General features: G+C 38.0%; 14 protein-coding genes and 2 tRNA genes. 11 read left to right on the plus strand and 5 right to left on the minus strand.

What is annotated here, in order from left to right; genetic code table 11:
• The first annotated feature begins 364 nt into the window (after positions 1-364).
• From F885_RS10815 to F885_RS10775, 9 genes are all read left to right on the plus strand, one after another.
• Positions 365-898 carry a fimbrial protein gene (locus F885_RS10815; RefSeq protein ID WP_004653088.1) on the plus strand — a complete coding sequence of 178 codons (534 nt, stop codon included), beginning with the start codon at positions 365-367 and terminating at the stop codon, positions 896-898.
• Positions 899-978: 80 nt separating this feature from the next.
• Positions 979-1,710 (plus strand): fimbrial biogenesis chaperone, encoded by a 732-nt coding sequence (locus F885_RS10810; RefSeq protein ID WP_004807790.1) that lies wholly within the window; start codon positions 979-981, stop codon positions 1,708-1,710.
• Between the two features lie 66 nt (positions 1,711-1,776).
• Complete coding sequence (locus F885_RS10805) at positions 1,777-4,350, plus strand: fimbria/pilus outer membrane usher protein (RefSeq protein WP_005316149.1); 2,574 nt, start codon at positions 1,777-1,779, stop codon at positions 4,348-4,350.
• Positions 4,347-5,375 carry a fimbrial protein gene (locus F885_RS10800; RefSeq protein ID WP_005316153.1) on the plus strand — a complete coding sequence of 343 codons (1,029 nt, stop codon included), beginning with the start codon at positions 4,347-4,349 and terminating at the stop codon, positions 5,373-5,375. The genes F885_RS10805 and F885_RS10800 overlap by 4 nt, the downstream gene beginning before the upstream one ends.
• 156 nt (positions 5,376-5,531) lie before the next feature.
• A complete protein-coding gene (locus tag F885_RS10795) occupies positions 5,532-6,431 on the plus strand; it encodes a DUF4882 family protein (RefSeq protein ID WP_005316156.1) in 900 nt (299 codons plus the stop codon).
• Between the two features lie 356 nt (positions 6,432-6,787).
• Positions 6,788-7,081 carry a hypothetical protein gene (locus F885_RS10790; protein ID WP_005203129.1) on the plus strand — a complete coding sequence of 98 codons (294 nt, stop codon included), beginning with the start codon at positions 6,788-6,790 and terminating at the stop codon, positions 7,079-7,081.
• Positions 7,082-7,392: 311 nt separating this feature from the next.
• Positions 7,393-10,419, plus strand: coding sequence for a LodA/GoxA family CTQ-dependent oxidase (locus F885_RS10785; protein WP_005316159.1), 3,027 nt, complete (start codon positions 7,393-7,395; stop codon positions 10,417-10,419).
• Positions 10,420-11,526, plus strand: a complete 1,107-nt coding sequence (locus F885_RS10780; protein WP_005316162.1) for an FAD-dependent monooxygenase — start codon at positions 10,420-10,422, stop codon at positions 11,524-11,526.
• 107 nt (positions 11,527-11,633) lie between these two features.
• On the plus strand, positions 11,634-12,785 hold the full coding sequence (locus tag F885_RS10775; RefSeq protein ID WP_005203126.1) for a catalase family protein: 1,152 nt from the start codon (positions 11,634-11,636) through the stop codon (positions 12,783-12,785).
• Positions 12,786-12,970: 185 nt separating this feature from the next.
• Here F885_RS10775 and F885_RS10770 read toward each other — a convergent pair whose 3' ends face one another.
• The 5 genes from F885_RS10770 to F885_RS10750 form a co-directional block, all read right to left on the minus strand.
• Entirely contained in the window at positions 12,971-13,180 is a 210-nt protein-coding gene (locus tag F885_RS10770) for a cold-shock protein (protein WP_004807805.1), read from the minus strand.
• Positions 13,181-13,280: 100 nt separating this feature from the next.
• Positions 13,281-13,514 carry a hypothetical protein gene (locus F885_RS10765; protein ID WP_004807806.1) on the minus strand — a complete coding sequence of 78 codons (234 nt, stop codon included), beginning with the start codon at positions 13,512-13,514 and terminating at the stop codon, positions 13,281-13,283.
• Positions 13,515-13,699: 185 nt separating this feature from the next.
• Positions 13,700-13,776 (minus strand) — tRNA-Met (locus F885_RS10760).
• Between the two features lie 284 nt (positions 13,777-14,060).
• A complete protein-coding gene (locus tag F885_RS10755; protein WP_005203125.1) occupies positions 14,061-14,459 on the minus strand; it encodes a hypothetical protein in 399 nt (132 codons plus the stop codon).
• Between the two features lie 688 nt (positions 14,460-15,147).
• Positions 15,148-15,224: transfer RNA gene (locus F885_RS10750), tRNA-Ile, on the minus strand.
• A gap of 277 nt (positions 15,225-15,501) precedes the next feature.
• Between F885_RS10750 and F885_RS10745 the strand changes: the two genes are divergently transcribed.
• On the plus strand, positions 15,502-16,047 hold the full coding sequence (locus F885_RS10745) for a 1-acyl-sn-glycerol-3-phosphate acyltransferase (RefSeq protein WP_032859286.1): 546 nt from the start codon (positions 15,502-15,504) through the stop codon (positions 16,045-16,047).
• 142 nt (positions 16,048-16,189) lie between these two features.
• Entirely contained in the window at positions 16,190-16,939 is a 750-nt protein-coding gene (locus F885_RS10740; RefSeq protein WP_004653079.1) for a YebC/PmpR family DNA-binding transcriptional regulator, read from the plus strand.
• The last annotated feature ends 11 nt before the right edge of the window (positions 16,940-16,950 follow it).

Raw genomic sequence — 16,950 nt, forward strand, 5'->3', positions numbered from 1 at the left:
TTGATTATTCATCTAAATTATTTTTTTATTTTTGCAATACAGATCACAAAAAAATGTGAATTCCTTTATTTTTTGATCAAAAAATATTCAAATAGGCCTTTTTTATGAAAGGAAAAACAATCAGTCTTAAGCAATATTAAACAAACAGGCTAAAAAATCTGTTTTTACCAGAAATAAAAATACTTTATATCAATAACTTATTTATGATCGGAATTTTAGATCGAAATACACCATAAAAATGTGATGCAGTTTGCATTTATAAAACCTAGTGATATATATTTCGCACATTACTTGTTCAGCGCAAAAATCCAACTGAGAAGTAATTTTAATTCAAACTTTTAGCCGATGTGTTCGAGAAATTATTATGAAAAAACTTGCTTTGATCGCTGCTCTTTCAGTTGTAGGTATTGCTAACGCTCAAGCTGCTGACGGAACGATTACAATTAATGGTCTAGTAACAGACAAAACTTGTGACATCGTGACTCCAGCTGGTAAAGACTTTACAGTAACACTTCCAACTGTTTCTAAACAAACTCTTGCTAACGCAGGTGATGTTGCTGGTCGTACTCCATTCCAAATCAACTTGGGTAACTGTTCAGAAGGTAAAGTTGCAACTTACTTCGAACCAGGTGCGACTGTTGATTTCAATACTGGCCGTTTACTTAACCAAAACGCTGGTGGCGCTAAAAACGTTGATGTTCAATTATTAGGTAACAACAACCAAGTAATCCCAGTTCTTGCTGCTGGTAGCAACGGTGCTCAAGCTAACTCGCAATGGGTTGACGTTGTAGAAGGCGGTACTGCTGACCTTAACTACTATGCTGAATACTATGCAACTGGCGCGTCTACTGCTGGTGAAGTAAACACTTCAGTTCAGTACACTATTATTTATCAATAATCTATTGATAAACTTTGCGAATTTCTAGATTTCTAGGAATTCGCAGTTGTACACTTCACGCAATCATAGAGAAAATTTAAATGGCACTGAACGGTTACAATTTTTTGCTTGGTTTAACGATGTCGTCGGCTTTGATCGCAAGTCATACACATGCGGAAATTATTTTGCATGGAACTCGCGTTATTTATCCATCTGACGCTCGTGAAGTGACTTTGCAAGTCAGTAACAATGGTTCTAAGCCATCGCTTGTTCAAGCATGGATTGATGAAGGGGATGCTAAAAGTACACCGGATCAGTCTAAAGTTCCGTTTATGATTACCCCTCCTATTTCGCGTGTAGACCCAACGAAGAGCCAATCGCTTCGTATTACTGCATTACCCAATGCGGCTCAGTTAAATCAAAAACAAGAAACTGTTTTTTGGTTGAATGTTTTGGATATTCCACCAAGACCAACCGCAAACAGTAAAGATGCTATTCCTGATAATTTTTTACAGCTCGCAATTCGTTCACGCATTAAGTTTTTCTATCGTCCAGCCAGCATCAAAGCTGATGCCAATCTCGCTGGTGAAAAATTACAATGGGCGAAAAGCGGACAAACTTTAATCGTAAAAAATCCAACACCATTTCACGTCACCATGACTGCGGTGTACCAACAAAATGCAGGAAAGCCAGTTGACCTACTGCCTAAAGGTCTAATGCTCTCACCTTTTTCAGAGGACAAAATCCAATTGAAAACTGGGAGTACTGAAAAATTGAGCTATGTAAGCATCAATGATTACGGTGGTCGTATCGAACACCAGATCAAGCTTTAATAACAAACAAATTTATTTCCAATCAATAAATGATTTTGTACCTATCATTGAATAGGCGAACCGATTATGTCAAAGAAAAATGCAACAGCTAAATTCTTGAAGCGTCGTATCTGTTATTACCTTACTTCTGGGGTAGTCACAATCACGATGCCTATGGCTGTTTATGCAGTAGAACAGACAGCAGAAAAAGCTGCACCAATGGAAGCAGAATTTGACTCTGTTTTTTTAATCGGTGACGCCCAAAAAGTAGATATTTCTCGTTTTAAATATGGGAACCCCGTTTTACCTGGGGAATATAACGTTGATGTTTATATCAATGGTAACTGGTTCGGCAAAAGAAGAATGATGTTTCGTTCGGCAGAACAAAACCAAAATGCCTTTACCTGTTTCACTTCAAGCTCATTGCTTGAATACGGCGTAAAACAAGAAGTTCTGGTTAACCGTACAGAATCTGCTGCGCCGAATGGTTGTTACAAAATCGAAGAATGGATCGAAAATGCATTTTATGATTTCGATACCTCACGCCTGCGTGTCGATATTTCGATTCCACAAATTGCATTACAAAAAAATGCGCAAGGCTATGTTGATCCAAGTATTTGGGATCGTGGAGTTAATGCTGGATTTTTATCTTATAGCGGTAGTGCCTACAAAACCTTTAATCGCTTAAATGACAATAAAGAAACCACCAATGCCTTTATGGCGATTACTGCTGGTGCAAACATTGCTGGCTGGCAATTACGCCACAACGGTCAGTGGCAATGGCAAGATGGTGCTCAAAGTGAGCTAGATCCAAATAACAAAAAGAAATCAAACTATGAGTCTACCAGTACCTATTTACAGCGTGCTTTTCCTCAATATCGTGGCGTTTTAACCTTAGGCGATAGCTTTACCAATGGTGAGTTATTTGACTCATTCGGTTACCGCGGTTTAGATTTTTCTAGCGATGATCGCATGCTGCCGAATAGTATGCTCGGCTATGCACCCCGTATTCGTGGTAATGCAAAAACCAATGCGAAAGTAGAAGTTCGCCAACAAGGTCAATTGATTTACCAAACTACGGTTGCACCGGGTAGCTTTGAAATTAATGATCTCTACCCTACAGGGTTTGGTGGTGAGCTTGAAGTTTCGATTATTGAATCGAATGGTGAAATTCAGAAGCTTGCCGTTCCTTATGCATCTGTCGTGCAAATGCTACGTCCTGGATTAAGCCGTTACTCAGTCACTGCAGGTGAATTCCGCGACCGTGATATTGATTTAACGCCTTGGGTCACGCAGGGTAAATACCAACGTGGTATTAACAACTATTTGACGGGCTATACTGGCTTTCAATTGGCTGAAGACTACAGTGCCCTATTATTAGGTGCTGCCGTTGCAACGCCTATTGGTGCGGTATCTTTTGACGTTACCCAATCAAATACTGACTTTGATAAGCAAGGTTCGCAATCTGGACAAAGTTTCCGTCTAAGTTATAGCAAACTTATTTCACCAACCAATACCAACTTAACTTTGGCAGCATATCGTTATTCGACAGAAAACTATTATAAGTTACGTGATGCCCTACTTATTCGTGATCTTGAAGATAAAGGTGTGAATACTTTTGCTGTGGGCAAACAGCGTAGTGAATTCCAAATTACCTTGAACCAAGGTTTGCCTGAGGGTTGGGGTAATATTTATATGGTCGGTTCATGGAACGATTACTGGAACCGTAATGAGACCAGTCGCCAATACCAAGTAGGTTATAGCAACAATTATCATGGCTTAACCTATGGCCTTTCTGCGACCAATCGTCAGATCGAATATGGTTCAAATAATCAAACTCGTGATACTGAATATTTGATGACCCTCTCTTTTCCAATTAACTTTAGAAAGAGCGCTGTTAACGTCAACGCTACCGCATCTGAAAACAGCCGCACCGTTGGTATGAGCGGCATGGTCGGTGATCGCTTTAACTACGGTGCTTCGGTATCTCACCAAGACAGACAGAACCCAAGTTTTAACGTTAACAGCCGTTATCGTACCAACTTTGCGACAGTGGGTGGTTCTTATAGTATCGCTGATTCATATCAACAAGCGATGGTTAGTATGAGTGGTAGTATCGTTGCACATGAAAAAGGCATTTTGTTTGGTCCAGAACAAGGTCAAACCATGGTACTGGTCTATGCACCAGATGCAGCAGGTGCCAAAGTCAACAATACCGTTGGCCTCAGTGTGAATAAATCTGGTTATGCTGTGATTCCTTATGTAACACCATACCGTTTAAATGACATCACACTTGACCCACAAGAAATGTCGACCAATGTTGAATTAGAAGAAACCAGCCAACGTATTGCGCCATTTGCAGGTGCGATTGCTAAAGTTGATTTCTCAACCAAGAAAGGCTATGCCATCTACATCAACACCAAAACAGCAACGGGTGAAAGCTTACCGTTCGCTGCACAAGTGTTTAACACCAAAGATGAGTCTGTTGGTATTGTTGCACAAGGCAGCATGGTGTATTTACGTACGCAAGAGCCAAAAGGTGATTTGTATGTAAAATGGGGCGATGAAGCCAATGAACAGTGCCACTTCAGTTATGATGTTACAGCACAAATTTCTAACGATCAGCAAAGCATGATCATGACTGAGGCAGTATGCAAATGAAAAAATTACTCTTAAACAGTGTTTTGCTTACCGCAGGTCTTGGCATCTATACAGAAGCAAATGCAGCTTGTCGTATGCGTAGCTATACTGCAAATGATGTACTTATGTCAGTAGGCCGAGTTGTAGTACGTCCAAGTGATGAAGTTGGAAAGATTCTGCGTAAAGCTACTTTTCCAATTAGTTCTGTAGGTGGTGATAACGCTACTGTAGTAGACAATTGTAACTCTAGTGACCGCCTGATTGCAGAATTAAGTCAGGGTTATCCTCTTAGCTCTCAGGGAAATAATATTTATACAACTAATATCCAAGGCATTGGTATTCGTCTGTATCGTGAAGCGGAGAATGCAAGTAATTTCTCTGGCTATTATCCCTATGTTCGAGGAGGCTTAACTTCTGGCAGACGATACAATTTAGCATCAGGTTATTTTGTGGTTGAAATTGTTAAAATCGCAGAACAAACAGGATCAGGTGCTTTAGTGCCTGGTCGATACAGCAGTTACTATGTGCAAGGTTATTCTGACCGACCATTTCTTACCAGTACTGTACTTGCTAATGCCATTACCATTGCATCTTCTTCTTGTGAGCTGCAAGGTAATATTAATAAAGTGGTTCAACTTCCTACTGTGATGAAATCAGGGTTTAGCGGTGTTGGTTCAACCCAAGGTGAGCAGGCTTTCGACTTAAATATCCTATGTAATGGTGGTAAAAACCCAACGGGATATGAAGAAAAGAACCAGATCAGTTTAGATTTTGATTTTCCACAAGATGGTACCAACAACCAAGTGATGGCCAATACAGCACCAAACTCAACCAAAGCCAATGGTGTAGGTGTTCAGTTACTTTGGAAATATCAAAATAAAAATCAGGTGATCCGCAAAGGCGACAAGTTGGATGTTGGTACAGTCAACTCAAACCAAACTGTACAATACAATATCCCGCTGTCTGCCCGTTATTATCAAACAGCAACCAATGTCACTGCGGGTACTGTTCGTGCAATGGCAACCGTAACCATTCAATACGATTAAACTTTTTATAAGACCTCTTCCCAAACGAGAGGTCTTTTTTTTATAAAACTCAAAAAACATATATCTAAGTTATTAATTTTTAAATTTATTTATTAAAAAGTCGTATTTTTTTATTTTTGATAATAAGCCGTGAACAATAAACCAGAGGAACAATCAATGAAAAAACTGAGCATATTTGCACTTAGCCTAGCCCTAGTTGGCTGTGGAGAAAATCAAAATAGTTCACAAGATAATTCCAATGCTCAATCAACAGTAACAACATCCAGCAACTTTAACTTGCGTAGTTTTAGCCAAGCACAAACATGCCAATATAACTTCGATGCAACACAGCAAGATTATGATGCTTGGAACCTACAAAACCCAGGATACACTTCAGCCACTCAATTTCCTGAAATCAATGGTCAAAAATTTGGATTTACAGTGAAATCAACTCCTATTGAAGAAGAAGCCCACACCAGCTACACCGCAACCAGTAAAGCTGCATTAGAACCAACAAACAATAATGGTGATTTTCCTCTACCTACGACAGGTATTATTGCATTTGAAATGCAGGTAAAAATTCCAACTCCACCTCCTACAGGCGATTCCTCATATACATCTTCATTCTGGATTAGAGGCATGACTGATAATGGATATGCAATTCACTCAGATTTTGGCTTTCAGTCTGGAACTCATGATCCAGACTTTGGAGAAAATCCAGCTGCATTATTCTATTCATTAAGATATCAACTTAGTGATGGTACTGGACCTACGACAGTTGGTCATTACAAGAATACAAAAGTGACCAGTAATACAGATAATTATCAACGTTTAGGTATCTATATCAACCAGCTAACAAAACAGGTTGGATTTATCTTCAATGGTGCTGATCAAGGCTATCAATCTACCCTACCTGCAGCACTTGAAAATCTTAGTTTTAACATTAATAGCGGAGTTTCTATATATTCCAATCATTTAGATGGGCAAGAGCTATCATCTGAGCTGATCACTGACCGCAACGCTCTACAATTCAGCTACCCTCAAGGTACAACAGACATCTGTGGCAATGTGATTTAACCCAGTTAGAGTCAAAAAGCCTAATCGTCGATTAGGCTTTTTTCTTGCCAAAAATAGCAATCACATAATTTTCCCGTAACAATGGTCTGCCTAAGTTCCCTATTTGAATTTTAAAATATTCTACAGCGACCATATAATGCAGACCAGACAGGTCAGGTTTCTAAATTCGCATTAAAACAAAAATATGTGACACAATTAACAAATCAAAATAAACATATTAATTATCAATTTAAAAGCAAAATTTTAAACACATCACACTTTGAATAAATATTTAATCAATATTTAATTTTAATATTGCCTTAATAATAATACTTATGTTAATTAATACTTAATACATTATATAAAAGGCAATAAACATGTATAACAATATCTATAAATCTGCCCTACTTTTATCATTAATGGCATTTGCTTCGGTGGGTTATTCTGCAAGCACAATCCAAATGAATGGAAGTATAGTAGAAGATACTTGCTCTCAGCAGCATAACACTAGTGACTGTCAGCAATTGAATCAAATCAGAGATAAGATTGATTCTCAATCAATTTCTCTCAGTGACTTAAGCACTCATACACAAAAAAATACAACCACCGACATTAGCTTCGAACAGCTACCAGATAAAAAGAATGCTGTTATTATCGCAAGTTACTACTAGTTAATAAAATATACGTCAATATGTGAACTAATTAACATTTAAATTATTGGTTCACATTGTTCCAATCATAAAAACACTTAACAAATACTCGGCTTTATTTAGATTTTATTAAAAATTAATTCAAAAAAAACTACCCACTGCTTATTTTCAATAAAATATTCTTAATAAAAAAACTTAAAAAACAATTAAATTAAAACAAAATATGGAATTATTTTATTTATTCCATTGCATACATATTGACCACCCACAATATTTTCTATAATTTCATAAACGATGAAAATAAAAACACTTTAAAATAATAAGGACAAAAAATGGATCACTTAAAATTAGATTCGCCCAGCAATACGCCATGTGTTGATTGTACAAAAGACCCGATTGAATCTTTGAAAGCCATGTTTGTGGACATGGTACAAGCTGGGAGAATTCGCAAAGGTCAATGCCCTGCTATGCGACCAGTATTTCTTAAACCACACGGAATAGCCGCTGCTGAATTCAAAATCCGTGATGATTTACCCGAGAAGCTCCGTGTCGGATTATTTTCAAATTTAGGCAAAAGTTACCCGACCTGGGTTCGCTTCTCATCCGACACCACACCAACAAATACAGACTTCAAATCTACCCTTGGTATCGGGATCAAACTATTTGATGTTGAGGGAAAAAAAATACTCGGTAATCCTGATGCGAGTACCTTTGATTTCTTGATGCAGAATTTTGATGCTTTTTTTGTCGACACTGCAAAAGATATGTGTGAATTTACCAAAGCTGGTGTGGTCGATGGTGATTATGATCCTTATCTAAAAGCTCATCCAAAAACCTCAGAATTACTGGATGCAATGGCAAAACCCGTTGCCAGTGTTTTAGCTTCCGCTTACTGGAGTGGTTTACCCTTTCTATTTGGTCCAAATGAGTATGTAAAATATAAACTAGAACCAGTTTTTTATCTTGACCCACCGAACCATTCGCCTAATGACCCTTCTTATTTAGCCAACGACTTAATCTCGAGATTAAAAGTCTCTGAAGCACGATTCCGCTTCATGATCCAACTCAGAACAGATCCTGAACGTATGCCATTAGACGAAGCAACTGTCGTCTGGCCAGAAGATTTAAGCCCACCTATTCACGTTGCCGACATCATCATACCCATTCAAGATATTTCAGCTCGCGGGCAAGCCGAATATGGTGAAAACTTAGCAATGAATATTTGGCGTGTCACTGCTGAACATGCCCCAGTCGGTTCTATCGCAGATGCTAGACGTGTTGTTTACGCAGCTTCGGCAGAGTTACGCCGTAATGTAAATGGTGTAACTCTAGGTGAACCTGATACTCCTCGTCCTGTTATTTCCCCAGCAGCTTATATTGATACCAAGATCGTTCGTGCAGCAATCCATCCTGCAATTGGGATCGCTCGCGTAGGTGACAGTGAAAATGAGTTTTTTATCGGACCTGAGCTTGTTGATGCTCCAACAGACCCAACCCAGCAGCCCAATAGCTATCGAGATAAGACTGGCGCAATCAAAAGGCAAGCAGCTCGGTTCCGTATCTATGGCTACAATGCTGCTGGCGACGTAGTCCGTGAGCTGAATCCTGACAATGCAGATATTGTCTGGACTGTCCATGTTGCCAACCGTAAAGCTGAATGGTATCAATTTCAGTATGCACTGGACATACCAGAAGCCGTCAATGCTCCTGATAATGCGTTCACGTTACGTAACCCCAAAGTCAAACCAGCCAATCGACATAAATTAGTCATTGATCCAGGTCCACGTAGTATTTTTGGTCGTAATGTTTCGGGTGGTGCTGAACATCGTTTTGATACTGGAACTTTCCAAGCAGCAGCTGAACAGGCTGTGACTGTGCCTTTAGGTGAAATTCAAACAGATGAAAATGGACATTTATTATTTTTAGGTGGGCATGGTAAATCAGCATCTCCAACCCATGCACCTGTTTATGATCCAGACCATCCGCCAAGCTTTAATAATGCTGATGATTGGTATGATGACACATCCGATGGCCCTGTCACTGCAACAGTTTCCATAAATGGAATCGAGATACCCGTTGAATCGGCGTGGGTTGTTGTTGCTCCCCCCAACTATGCGCCCGATGTTGTGAGCTGGCGAACCATGTACGACCTGATGTGTGATGTCTACGTCAATGCAGGTTGGATGGTGATGCCAGAAAAACCATCCTTTACTAAAGACATTTGGCCACTCTTGAAACGTCTGGGCGGTTTACAGTGGGTAAATAAAGGTTTTGCAGCCTACTTTGGCAAAGGCTGTCCAATGGATTTTAATAACCCTGCACTGCTGGCTAAACTTTCATTCCAATCAAAGAATAAAAATTTGGCTGATCCATATAGTGAATTACGCCGTGCCATCTTGCATAGTTTCAGACCATCCAAACCTAGCGTAGCTGAGCCAGTACAATGGCCACATATTTGGCCTTGGATTTATGGTGATGCGTTTGGAAGCTTTCCAGAAAATGGGCCCGGCAATATGCTCACTATGACGGGTTTACAAGAAGGTCTACTCCGAAACTGGGTGGACGGAAATTTTATCGATGACTGGTCTAATGAAGAAATTAAACCTCCTTCATCTTTAGATCAAGTTCCATTACAAGATCAACCTCATACATTAGATCAGGCAGCCTTGCATTATTGTCTGGCAGATACCTTTCATCCCGGTTGTGAAATGACATGGCCGATGCGTCATGCCAGTATGTATAGTTCACCATTCAGAATCAGATTACGTGCAGCTACAAATCCCGAACCAGACTATGGCTCAACAATGACACCCATCAAAGTTCAGCAAGTTGATGGTCCCTTATATGCTCAAGTCGCAGGCAGTATTACCCGCTGGATGGCAGTCCCATGGCAAGGAGATACTGCATTCTGCCGCTCTGGATACGATCCAGATTTCGATCCCTATCTTCCAACATTTTGGGCAGCCCGTGTTCCAAACCACGTTCTCACAGAACAAGACTATCAAAAAGTTATAAATTCTGACCTATCGAGAGAAGAACGTATTGCTGCCTTTAATCAACGTCACAGTTGGCTGCGCGCAATCCAAAATGCAGATACTGCCGAAGTGATGAAGCGTATGATTGCTCAATTTAATGAACTTGGTATTGTTGAAGTCCGTGCAGGTGTAAAAGACGATCCAGATATTCCTGAATATATCTATGTTGAAACACTGATTGCTGGTCAGCTAAAAACGGCTGCCGAACATGCAACCAACTTGTTAGAAAGTAAGGTTGAACCACTTACCGACTTAGAAAAAGCAGGCTGGGCAAGTCATGAACAGTTATTGGCATTCCGCTCTGTCCGTGTACAAAAACGCTAAATGAATAACTTAAATGTAGATGTCTGTATCGCAGGTCATGGGCCTGCTGGACTTATAGCGGCAAGACAACTTGCTTTGGCTGGGTTATCTGTGTGCACCATTGATAACCCAAGCCATAAGGTACATAAATTTGGTGAAACACTCCCCGGATCGGCAATTCGTTTATTAACCAAACTCGGCCTTCAATCAATCATTGAGCCTTTACAAACAGAGCAGCATGCCAATGGCTACTATTCACCTCGTGTCGGTGGAAATATGTCTTTTTGGGGAAGCGAGTCCCCCATCATTTCTGATGCCTTACATGATCCCTATGGGGTTGGACTTCGGATTGATCGGCAGAAATTCGATATGCTTTTAGCGCAGCATGCTCATGTTGAGGGAATAGTAAAATTTAGTGCAAACATTTTGGATTTAAAAAAAGATCGTAATAATTGGAACATTCAATTGGAATGTGGCAAATCCATTGCAACAAAATGGATTGTTGATGCAACAGGCCGCAGCGCCAAAATCATCCGTCTACTCGGTATTCAGCGCCATCGTGGTGTACCATTGGTTGCGCTGTATCGAACATTTAAACCAGAGAAAAGTATTTCACTCAGTAAAACCATCATTTCATCACATAAAAATGGATGGTTATATGCAGGGAAAATTTCTGAACAAAAATGGGTTCTTGGCTATCACACAATCCCCAAAACCGCAGCAGCACTTCACAACTATCCTGTACACTGGGATGAAATAATTAAAACCAATACGATCATACCTGAGCTTTTTGGTAAATTAGAATTTGGAAAAAATATCTGTTGTCATGATGTACGTAGTGTTTGGTTAAAACAGGGTTTAGGGGAAGGCTGGATTGCTTGCGGTGATGCTTTATTGGCATTTGATCCTATCGCAGGGCAAGGTTTATTTAATGCAATTTATACCGCAATGAAAGCAGCAGAAACGATTGTACAATATGATCAAAATAAGGATGCTCATCAACACTATTTAGCTGAAACTCATAATATTATTAGAATCTATGAAAATCGAAGATATTCATTATATAAGCAAGAACAAAGATGGTTGAACAGTCCATTTTGGAAAGCACATCAAATGACCACTGGCTAAGCTAGACCAAATGATGAACACAAGTATAAAAATCAATTAGATCAGCGTATTTCTTCTACTCACGATCTTTTAAGTTGCTAAACTGATTTATGTTATGGAGCAAATATATGTTAGGTCTGATGCCTTTAGTACGCTTCGGTTTATTTTTCACAATCACTCCTCTACTGATCAGTATAAGTGGTTGCGCTTATCAGCATCAAAAATCAAGCATTGTGGCCAATACACATAAAATCCCCTATCCAACCATTGATACGGAATTAGGTGAAAAGTTACAACCGAACGAGAGTATTTTGGCTGCACAAATTTCTGAGGAAATTGGACAAAATATCCGTAAACAGTACGCAGCAGGCCATGTGCTACGTGATGCACATCCTAAAGCACATGGCTGTGTTCGGGCAGAATTCCATGTCTCAAAATCGTTACCATCAAACCTAGCGAAAGGCATTTTTATTGCTGATAAAACATATTCAGCATGGATTCGTTTCTCCAATGCTTCAGGAGATGCCACCCAAGCCGACAATAAAAAAGATGCGCGCGGCATGGCAATCAAAATTTTAGGTGTTACTGGAAAAAAGATTATGGAGAATGACAATCAGGCAATGACTCAAGATTTTATTATGATTAATCATCCTGTATTTTTTGTAAATCAACCTGATCGCTATTTATCCTTTATACGGAATATAAATAGTGGAAGTACGCTCAAAAAATTGCAGATTCCTTTTGCCCTAGGTTTGCAGGGCACTATGAATGCGCTTAAAGCGAGAAATTCAATCATTTCCAATCCAATACAAGCCCGATACTGGTCAATGGTGCCCTATCAATTAGGATTAGGCGCTGAGCGTCAGGCAGTTAAATATTCAGCAAGGCCTTGTTCTCAAAATACAACACTAGTGCCAGATCACCCCAATCATGACTTCTTAAGAGAAGCGCTTCGAAATAGCTTACAAAAAGGTGATGCATGTATGGAATTTCTGATCCAACCGAGAACATCAAATAAAATGCTCGTAGAAGATTCGATGACTGAATGGAAAGAAGCTCAAGCTCCATTTTATCAAGTTGCAACGATCCATATACCACAACAAAATTTTGATACGCCTGCTCAGAATGAATTTTGTGAGAATCTTTCATTTACCCCTTGGCATTCACTGCCTGAGCATAGACCCTTAGGCGCTATAAATAGATTGCGTAAAGTGATTTACGAGAATATTAGTGCAATCCGACATGAAATGAATTCTACTCAAAGAAAAGAACCACTATAAACATTTTTGTAGATATTCAATTGAATGAGCCATTCTTGATCTTATATTAAGTTTGATAGCAACTCGCCTTCGTCATAAGAATCGAGGAACAGATTAGAATTTATAATAGTATTTAATTAAGCTAGTGCATTAAATAAACATAAAAAAGCCCATCTATCGATGGGCTTTTTCACTGCTCTAACTAATTAGATTACAGTGATAAGTGTTGCTTGTGGTCCTTTTTTACCTTGTCCAGGAACATAAGAAACACGTTGGCCTTCATTCAAAACCTTGAAGCCATTGCTTTGAATTTCGCTGAAATGAGCAAATAAATCTTCGCCAGAATCAGCTTGAATAAAACCAAAACCTTTAGTTTCGTTGAACCACTTAACAGTACCAGTAGCTTTATCAGACATACTTTTAAACCTTTTAAACTTTGTTTATTTATGGATCAAAACCTTAAATTTTGATCCAATCTATCTTTACTAAAAAAGATACTACCATTGTGTGAATTATCTATGTCAAACGATAAAGCTGGTTAACATCAGTGTAGAAACTTTTTCCATCTAAATTAAAATCAATCTCTTGACCAGACTCTAGAAGTACTCTCTTTCCAACTTCAACCCATTTAAAACCTAACAACGTATTCTGTTGACGTTTAAGTGGGATAATTTGCACACAAATTTCATTGCCATTACTGGCTTTGGCCATACGCCATTCATTAATAATTTTCAACACAAAATCACTCATTTCTGAGCTCATGTGATTGATTCGATTTACTATAACGCTAGACAGATGAGAAGAAGATAACTGCATTTCTAGAATTTAATAATTTTTAGCTTTATTTAGGATTATGTAAGCTAATTTAATTGCTATTTGTTCTTTCCAGAATAGCAACTATAAATACATCACAGAGCAAAATTAATTAAGTCGGTTGGTAGCGGGAGCTGGATTTGAACCAACGACCTTCGGGTTATGAGCCCGACGAGCTACCAGACTGCTCCATCCCGCACCGACGAGTTAGCTTTATAGGCGCTTTAACTTAATTATGCAAGTTTAATATTGATTAATAGCAACAAGAGCTCAATTTACAGTCGATTTATCAATATTTTTGAGTTTAACTGCACTTTTACTTCAATTTGAGTTGTATCAGTTTTTCACTAAAGTTAGATAAAAATAAGAAGAAAGTGAAAAAAGTAATATGTAGTATTACCTCTTCAAAGTATAGCTGCATAAATTCCCCTAATTTTATAGAGGTTTAGCCCTTTTCATTTAGAGCGAATAAATTAGTATCAACTATTCAAAAATATTTACTTGAGTCTGTCCATCTATAGAAAATATACACTTCCCTTTGAATTCTTGTGCATTACCCAACTCATTTTCGGCACAGAACTCTAGGTAAATATACACATCTCCACTTTTTTGATTTATATAGTAATTACCACGTAAATTATCATTAAAACTAACCGTCTTTTTCTTTGTTACATTCGAAAGTACGAGTTTTTTGCACTTTTCAATCAGTTTCTCCTTATTTAAATTAATTTCGGACTTCCGAATATAAGCAGAGCTTTTACTCAAATCTCTCACATTTTTTCGATTATCATTCTCAATTATATAAGAATCAAATTCTGTAATAATATTAGAGTCTTTGCTCTTATAATCTTCAAAACTTTCACACCCCAATAAACCTAACATGATGGTGAAAGCTAAGATATTCTTCACTTTAATAATCTATAAAATCAAAAAATATAATATAGCAAAAATAATGGAGTATGACAAAATTGAAAAGTATCTATAATTGTATAAATTATTGTAGGGACGATTTCTTATACTTTTAAGTTAGATTCTTAAATTGGATAAAATTCACTTAAGTATCGGATATAACTATATTTTATTAAAAAATAATTTTTCTTACAACTATAAGTGACTTTAAATTTTAATTAGCTACAAGCTTACTTTGTAATATAAAAAATACAATATATCTAATAAAAATATTTCAACCCGTCACCCTGCCGAAGATATTTAAGCTTATAGAATAGATTTCATTTCACTCTTTATTATTCATCTTTTTCTTGTAAAAATAATTCATAGTAAATATGTCGGGAATATAAATAGTCATTTTCTTATCATCCTCTAATCATAGCTAACTGACTTAGGCTAAAAGCAGGTTTAGATCATCAAATTATTTAAAAAGTCTTGTTCACTAATTTCGATGTACATTGAATTGATTTAGCAAAACTATAAATAATATTCAGCATCTTCCAAACCTAGATAGATCTTGTTTTCACTCTTACTTATTAATTTTACTGATTACATAACACTTACATAAATTTAGCCAATAAAAAAGCACTTACAATTAATGCATGTAAGTGCTTGATATATATGGTGGGCCCACCGTGACTTGAACACGGGACCAACGGATTATGAGTCCGCTGCTCTAACCAACTGAGCTATAGGCCCTAAACTTAAATCATATTTTATGTATGATTAATGCTGCCTGATCTTAGTCAAATTTAACTTAAATTACAAGCAGATGATTTTATCAAATTACGAAAATAATGTTAAAAATCATAAACTGCGCTGATTCTATCTGATCTTCCCAGCTTGAGTAAAGATCATATTGCACTATTTTGATCATTAATAAGACATCCAATTTTTTTCATCTGGTGTTTTAGGATATGTATTTTCCTGAAAACTCGTATTACACTGCTGCGACTCAAAGCCTATGATGATAAACATGAAAAAATTTTTAGGAAAATCTATTTTTAAAGCAACAGGTTGGGAATATAACGTAGACCCAAGCATTTTAGAAAAAAAACAAGTCATTATTGGCTTTGAGCATACCTCAAATCTGGATACCATCCTTTCTCTCGCTTTATTTGAAATTTTAGAACTCAAAATTCATACCCTGATCAAAAAAGAATTATTCAAAGGTCCCTTAAAACCAATTTTAGAACGTTTAGGTGGCATCCCTGTCGACCGTAAAGCCAATAAAGATATCGTGACGCAAATGGTTGAACTGTTTATTCAAAATGACAGCTTTAATCTCGTGATTGCGCCTGAAGCAACACGTGCCAAGGATGGTGAAGAACGCAAACCCATTCGTACTGGTTTTTGGCATATCGCCAAAGCAGCCAATGTGCCCATCATTTTGATGTATGCCAATGCCCGTACCAAGCAAGGTGGCATTCTAGGGAAAATTTACCCAAGCGATTTACAATCAGATCTGGAAAAGATCAAAGCGCTTTATGCGGAATACGACATAGACGTAAAAATTAGCTAATTAATCCAATCTATTTGATCAATCTTTGACGCTTGATCAAGATTTTAAAGTTTGAATATGAGCGATGCTAGTTTTCAACAAAACCATCGCTATGCTAATATTCCTGCACTTTTTTTAAGTTTTATTTTTTGGAGTTACTTCCATGGCGGGTCATTCTAAATGGGCCAATATTAAGCATCGTAAAGCTAAACAAGATGCAAGTCGCGGTAAGGTTTTTACTAAATACATCCGTGAAATCGTAACCGCTGCACGTTTGGGCGGGCCAGATGCGGCGAGTAACCCTCGTTTGCGTGCTGTAGTTGAAAAAGCACTGTCTGTGAATATGACACGTGACACCATCAACCGTGCAATCCAACGTGGTGCTGGTGGTGAAGACAATGATGATTTAAAAGAAGTTACCTATGAAGGTTATGGCGTTGGTGGTGTTGCGGTTATCGTTGAAACCATGACCGATAACTTAAACCGTACTGTTCCAGATGTTCGTCATTGTTTCTCTAAAACCAATGGTAACTTAGGTACCAATGGTTCGGTGGCTTACCTATTCACCAAGCGCGGTGAAATTTCTTTTGAAGATGTTTCTTTAGAAGACAAAGTCATGGAAGTTGCTTTAGAAGCAGGTGCTGATGATATCGAGATTGATGAAGATAGCATCTTGGTTATTACTAGCCCAGAAAGCTTTGGTGATGTTCAAGATGCACTTACAGCAGCAGGTTTAAAATCTGACAATGCTGAAGTTGTGATGAGCCCATCGACTAAAGCTGAAATCAATGATATTGATCAAGCTAAACAAATCATGAAAATGATTGATATGCTTGAAGATCTTGATGATGTTCAGAACGTTTATACCAACGTTGAATTCTCTGAAGATGTATTAACGCAACTTGATGCTTAATACATTCAGAT

This window comes from Acinetobacter higginsii (assembly GCF_000369845.1).
In the GTDB taxonomy this organism is placed as follows: domain Bacteria; phylum Pseudomonadota; class Gammaproteobacteria; order Pseudomonadales; family Moraxellaceae; genus Acinetobacter; species Acinetobacter higginsii.